Raw genomic sequence first — 533 nt, 5'->3', positions numbered from 1 at the left:
CACGGTCGAGGTGGTCGAGGCGGGCAACGAGACCAACGTGCTCGCCAGCGGATCGCCCACACGACGAGCGGGATGCTGGTGAGTTCAATCATGGAATGCTCTGGTGATGATGATGCCGATGTATCCCACAAACGTACCGATGAACACCGCCCAGAGCCACATGGGGAAGCGCCAATACGCGAACACCTGCTCGACGATCATGTCGTCACCCGGTTGAACAGCACATACGCCACAACGGTGAACCCGAGGATCGAAAGCGCGACGGTGGCGGTCTGAAACGTCGGGGGGAACTCCGCGACGGTCACCGCGCCGACGATCAGCAGCATCGACACCGGAATCACGAACGTCCGTTGCACCATGTAGTACGCAAGCCCGATCGTGCCGAACACGATGAGCGCCACGATCGGGAGCGGCACCGCATCGGTGAAGATCGACACGAGCCACCCGAAGAGGTCACCACCGAGGATCTCATCGGTCACGGTCACTTGTAGATGCCCCGCAAGGACGGTCACGCCTGCGGAGATGTTGAACAC

Annotated in this window: 1 protein-coding gene; it reads right to left on the bottom strand. The window is 61.0% G+C overall.

From position 1 onward, the window contains the following. Positions 1 to 197: 197 nt before the first annotated feature. Positions 198 to 533: hypothetical protein (locus RI518_RS08005; RefSeq protein WP_310689844.1), on the bottom strand; the 336-nt coding region annotated here is incomplete at its 5' end.

This window comes from Pontimonas sp., from assembly GCF_031581085.1.
GTDB lineage: Bacteria > Actinomycetota > Actinomycetes > Actinomycetales > Microbacteriaceae > Pontimonas.
Note: the sequence above shows the minus strand (reverse complement) of the source record. Positions and strands in the feature narration are given on the sequence as shown.